This window comes from Salmonella sp. SAL04162, from assembly GCF_046551535.1.
Lineage (GTDB): Bacteria > Pseudomonadota > Gammaproteobacteria > Enterobacterales > Enterobacteriaceae > Salmonella > Salmonella enterica.
The window spans coordinates 78,542-83,003 of record NZ_JBGDVX010000017.1 but is presented as its reverse complement, the minus strand read 5'-3'; the positions used below and the strand labels follow the sequence as shown (position 1 = coordinate 83,003).

Sequence of the window (4,462 nt, the reverse complement as noted above, 5' to 3'; positions counted from 1 at the left end):
AAAGGCAAGGCAAGGCAAGGCAAGGCAAGGCAAGGCAAGGCAAGGCAAGGCAAGGCAAGGCAAGGCAAGGCAAGGCAAGGCAATAATTCCTTCTGTCTGGCATTTTCACGAAGTTTCATTTCTTTTTCCCCTGTTTCTTTATACTACAGGTCGGTTAAACCGCTTCCGGTGACTGAAACTGTATCCCTTTATGGTAACGCTGGACCCCCGGTATCTCTCTTCGCTCCGTTAATTTCTGTTCCACTGCATGATGTTTACACCAGACTCCCCACTTTCTGTCGCATGCTATCTGACTCCGGCACCGGGGAAGGCATTGTTTCTGAGGGCGACATTCGTAAAATGATGAGTACCGAATGACGATATATACATTTTTCACAGCACCATTACGGTCTGCCAGGCTGACTGTATTCCTTGTTTCTCCGCTGGTTCTTTCTTCTTTATTGCTGACTGCCGGCGCTCAGGCCGCTCCGTCTGCTCCACTCGCCGCCATTGAGAGACAGAATCAGCTTATCCAGAATCAGCAGCAGGAGCGATTACGGGAAGACCAGCAACGCGCCCTGGGTGAACGTCCCGCGCCGGGAGGCACCGACCTGAATAACATTAAACCTCAGGTCGCCGCTCCTGATATTGGAGTGCAGTGCCGGAATATCCGCCGGATTGAGATCTCCGGTGATGAAAAAATGATACCGGATAAACTGCTGGCGAAAGTCCGCCATGATTACACTGACCGCTGTATTTCAGTCAGCGACATTGAAAGTCTGCTGGGACTGTTGACCAAAGACTTTATTGACCGCGGATTTATCACCACCCGGGTCTATTTACCCGTACAGGACCTGCGGACCGGGACACTTAAACTGACCGTCGTCGCCGGAAAAATTGAACGTTATAAACTGGACGGCGGGCGTAAACACGCTGTCTGGCTGCGCGCTGCCATGCCCGGTCGCGAAGGGGATGTACTGAATCTCCGCGATCTGGAGCAGGGTATTGATCAGATGAACAGCCTCTCATCCAATAATGCCCGTCTGGATTTACTTCCCGGCGATCTGCCGGGACAAAGTATTGTGGCGATACAGAATGACAGTTCGCTGCCGGTACATCTTTTTACCTCCTTTGATAACCTGGGCTCTGATGCCACCGGGCGTAATGCCCTGTCTGCCACGGTAACCACGGACAGCCTGCTGGGACTGAATGAGCTTATCGCCATCACGCGGCGTCAGTCTGCGTTTCCGTTTTCAGGCGAGCACCGATCTGACTCCACCGCCGTACTTATGCAGTTTCCCTGGGGCTACAACACCTTATCCGTTAACTACAGCCAGAGTCACTATATTAACGGGCTGTCTCTTCCCGGCGGAATAAAAGTTAAAACTAACGGAAAAAGTGATAACTGGTATCTGGGGGCAAATCATGTGCTGTTCCGTAACCAGTCATCCCGGGTGGGGCTGTCTGCACATCTTAACACCCAGCTGAACCAGAACTGGTTAGGTGGGGAATTGCTGACAAGCAGCAGCCGCAGGCTGACGTATCTGGATGCGGGCGCTGATATGTTCAGTATTTTCGCCGGGGGCATTTTTAACGGCAATATTGCCGTGGTTCAGGGCGTGCCGTGGTTCAACGGCACGCGCGATCCCGGCGATCTGCCTGATGAGTATCCCCATGCCCAGTCCAGAAAGTTTACCCTGGATATGGGATATAACCGGACTTTTTACACCGGTAATACCGGGCTGGGCTTTTCGACCAGTTTCAGCGGGCAGCTTGCCGTCGACACCCTCTATGGCACACAGCAAATCCTGATTGGCGGTCCCTCTTCGGTGCGTGGTTTCCAGAATATGTCTCTCAGCGGGGACAGCGGTTACTACATGCGCAATGATTTTTCTGTTTCGCGCGACCTTCCCGGGGGGATCAACGGCCGGCTTTACGCCGCTTTTGACTGGGGTGATGTCACCAACCGTGCCACTGGCGTTCCCTCCGGTTCACTGTCCGGCACGGCAGCAGGTCTCGGCCTGTCGTGGAAAACCGTCAGCATCAATGCCTTCGTTTCTCATGCGGTTACAGTGCCTTCTCACGAATACCGTGAAGGTACCCTGTTCAGCCTGCTGATGTCTGCTTCTTTGTGAGAAAATTACCATGAATCATATCTATCGTGTCATCTGGAATGCGGCAACTGCCAGCTGGCAGGCCGTGCCTGAAAATACCCGCAGCCACACTAAAACAAAAAGTATATGCCGGGCCGTCTGCGGCTCGCTTTCAGCGATGGCGATAATGATTTCAGCCATGCCACCACTCAGGGCGGCTGAACCGTCTGTCTCCGTGGCCTCCGGCAACACCAGCGCTTATGTCACCGGTAACGGTACCACCGTTGTGAACATTAACGCCGCCAGTGCCGCAGGTCTGTCACACAATCTTTATAACCGTTACGATGTGAACCCGCAGGGGCTGGTACTGAACAACACCACGCCTGACAAAGCCACCTGGGCAACACAGCTCGCCGGGCAGATAAATGCCAACTTTAATATGAAGAAGAGCGCGCAGGTGATCCTTAATGAGGTGGTCTCCGCTAACCGCAGCCGGCTCGCCGGTTTTACCGAAGTCGCCGGCGGCAAAGCGGATGTGGTGGTGGCCAACCCTTACGGTATCACCTGCAGCGGCTGTGGATTCATCAATACCGATCGTGTCACCCTCACTACCGGTAAACCCTATCTGAGCTCCATCGGCGCCCTGGAAGGTTTTCGCGTCACTCAGGGGGATATCCTCATTCAGGGGAACGGGATGAACGCCACGGCCCAGCAGATGCTGGATCTGGTGACCCGCAGCGTTAAGCTGGACGGTGACATCAACGCGCAGCAGCTGGCTATTACCACAGGAACAAATAATTATGACTATGCCGGTCGTAAGGTCACCGGTACCCTCCGGGGGACTGACAGTACCCCCGTCTATGCTGTTGACAGCACCGCCCTGGGCGGGATGTATGCTGACCGCATCCACCTGACGGCCACCGAAGCCGGTGTGGGGGTCCGTATGCTGGGGGATGCCGCAGCATCAGCTGAGGATTTTGTCCTGTCTTCAGCCGGTAACATTGAACTGCAGAACCGTTTATCGGCAAAGCGGGACATCCGGATTGCCGGCAACAGCCAGGGGACAAAATCTCTGGTGCTGACTGACGCCAGCCTCACTTCAGGACGCGATACCCGTCTGCAGACGTCAGGTGATACCACGCTGAACGGGGGGGCCGTGGTGGCGACCGGTGATCTTGCCCTCAGTACTGCGGCGTTAACGGATAACAGTACGAACGCCGGCCGGCAGAATAACAATGTGCGCAGCGCTGGCGGCACACTGACGCTGACAGCAAAAGATAACGCCGGTATCAGTGGCACACGCTGGAGCTCATCCGGGCGCTGGCAGGGAACATTTGCCGGCCTGACGGTGGCGCCGGGAACAATGCTGACATCTTCAGGGACATTAAACGCCAGCACTGTACGCGATGATATGACAATGAACAACGCGGTACTGCAGGCACGCGGTAATTTACAGCTTGATTCTGCAGGTCAGATCCTGTCGAACAAAAAGGGCACAGGCCATCAGGACATACAAAGCATTCAGGGGGATCTCATCCTGCACGGCAATCACGGTGTGCACAACGAAGGTGATATCAGTGCCGATAAAGGCAGTGTCAGCCTGTTAACGGATCAGGCTTTCACTAACAGTGGTATCGTCCATGCCGGCAGCCGGTTTACCGTGGCAGGACTGCATAACTCAGCGGCTGATTCACTGGACAACAGTGGCCGCCTGTTAACCGGCGACGCATTGAATTTACGCGCCACGTCACTGACCAACACGGCCCCCGGCCTGATACAGGCAGATAACCACAGTGATATCCGCGCACGCTCACTGGACAACCAGGGAACCTGGCTGCTGTCGAATCAGGACGGGGCCAAAGACAGCATCACCCTGACCGGGGCGCTGGCCAACAGCGGCACGCTGCAGTCGAAGGGGAGCAGCACGCTCAGTGCGGACACGATAACCAGCTCCGGCACGCTGCTGGCCGCCGGCAGCCTGACCCTCGGTACCGGCAATTTCACCACCTCCGGGAACGCCATAACCCAGGCCGCAGACCGGCTGGCCCTGACGACCTCGGGCAAAACTGACCTGCAGGCCGGGACGCTGCTGGGCGGGAGCCTGGACCTGAACGCCGGGGCCGGCTTCAGTAACGCCGGGCGGGTTGTGGCTGATAAGGGGGATATCGGGCTGCAAACCGCCGGTTTACTGGACAACAGCGGTCTCCTGCAGGCCGCCGGCAGTCTGGACATCGCGGACATGCAGTCGGGCGGCAGTGAAAGCCTGCACAACAGCGGAAAAATCCTGGCCGGCGGGACGATGAAGGTGAAGGTGGATGACATCGTCAGCCTGCCGGGCAGTGATGCAGACAGCGGCTGGATACAGGCCGGCACCGGCTCCGTGATTGAGG

The 4,462-nt window shown here is 56.3% G+C and carries 3 protein-coding genes; all 3 read left to right on the top strand.

From position 1 onward, the window contains the following. Positions 1 to 357 (top strand): hypothetical protein (locus ACLJRH_RS23945; protein ID WP_410958162.1); only part of this gene is annotated, 357 nt, incomplete at its 5' end. Continuing rightward, positions 354 to 2,114, top strand: a complete 1,761-nt coding sequence (locus ACLJRH_RS23940) for a ShlB/FhaC/HecB family hemolysin secretion/activation protein (protein ID WP_410958161.1) — start codon at positions 354 to 356, stop codon at positions 2,112 to 2,114. The genes ACLJRH_RS23945 and ACLJRH_RS23940, both read left to right, overlap by 4 nt. A gap of 10 nt (positions 2,115 to 2,124) precedes the next feature. After that, positions 2,125 to 4,462, top strand: a 2,338-nt coding sequence (locus ACLJRH_RS23935; RefSeq protein ID WP_410958160.1) for a filamentous hemagglutinin N-terminal domain-containing protein, incomplete at its 3' end; no start/stop codon positions are given.

Excerpts from the sequence above, each read along its gene's own strand:
- ACLJRH_RS23940 (WP_410958161.1), top strand. The coding sequence starts at position 354 with ATGACGATATATACATTTTTCACAGCACCATTACGGTCTGCCAGGCTG.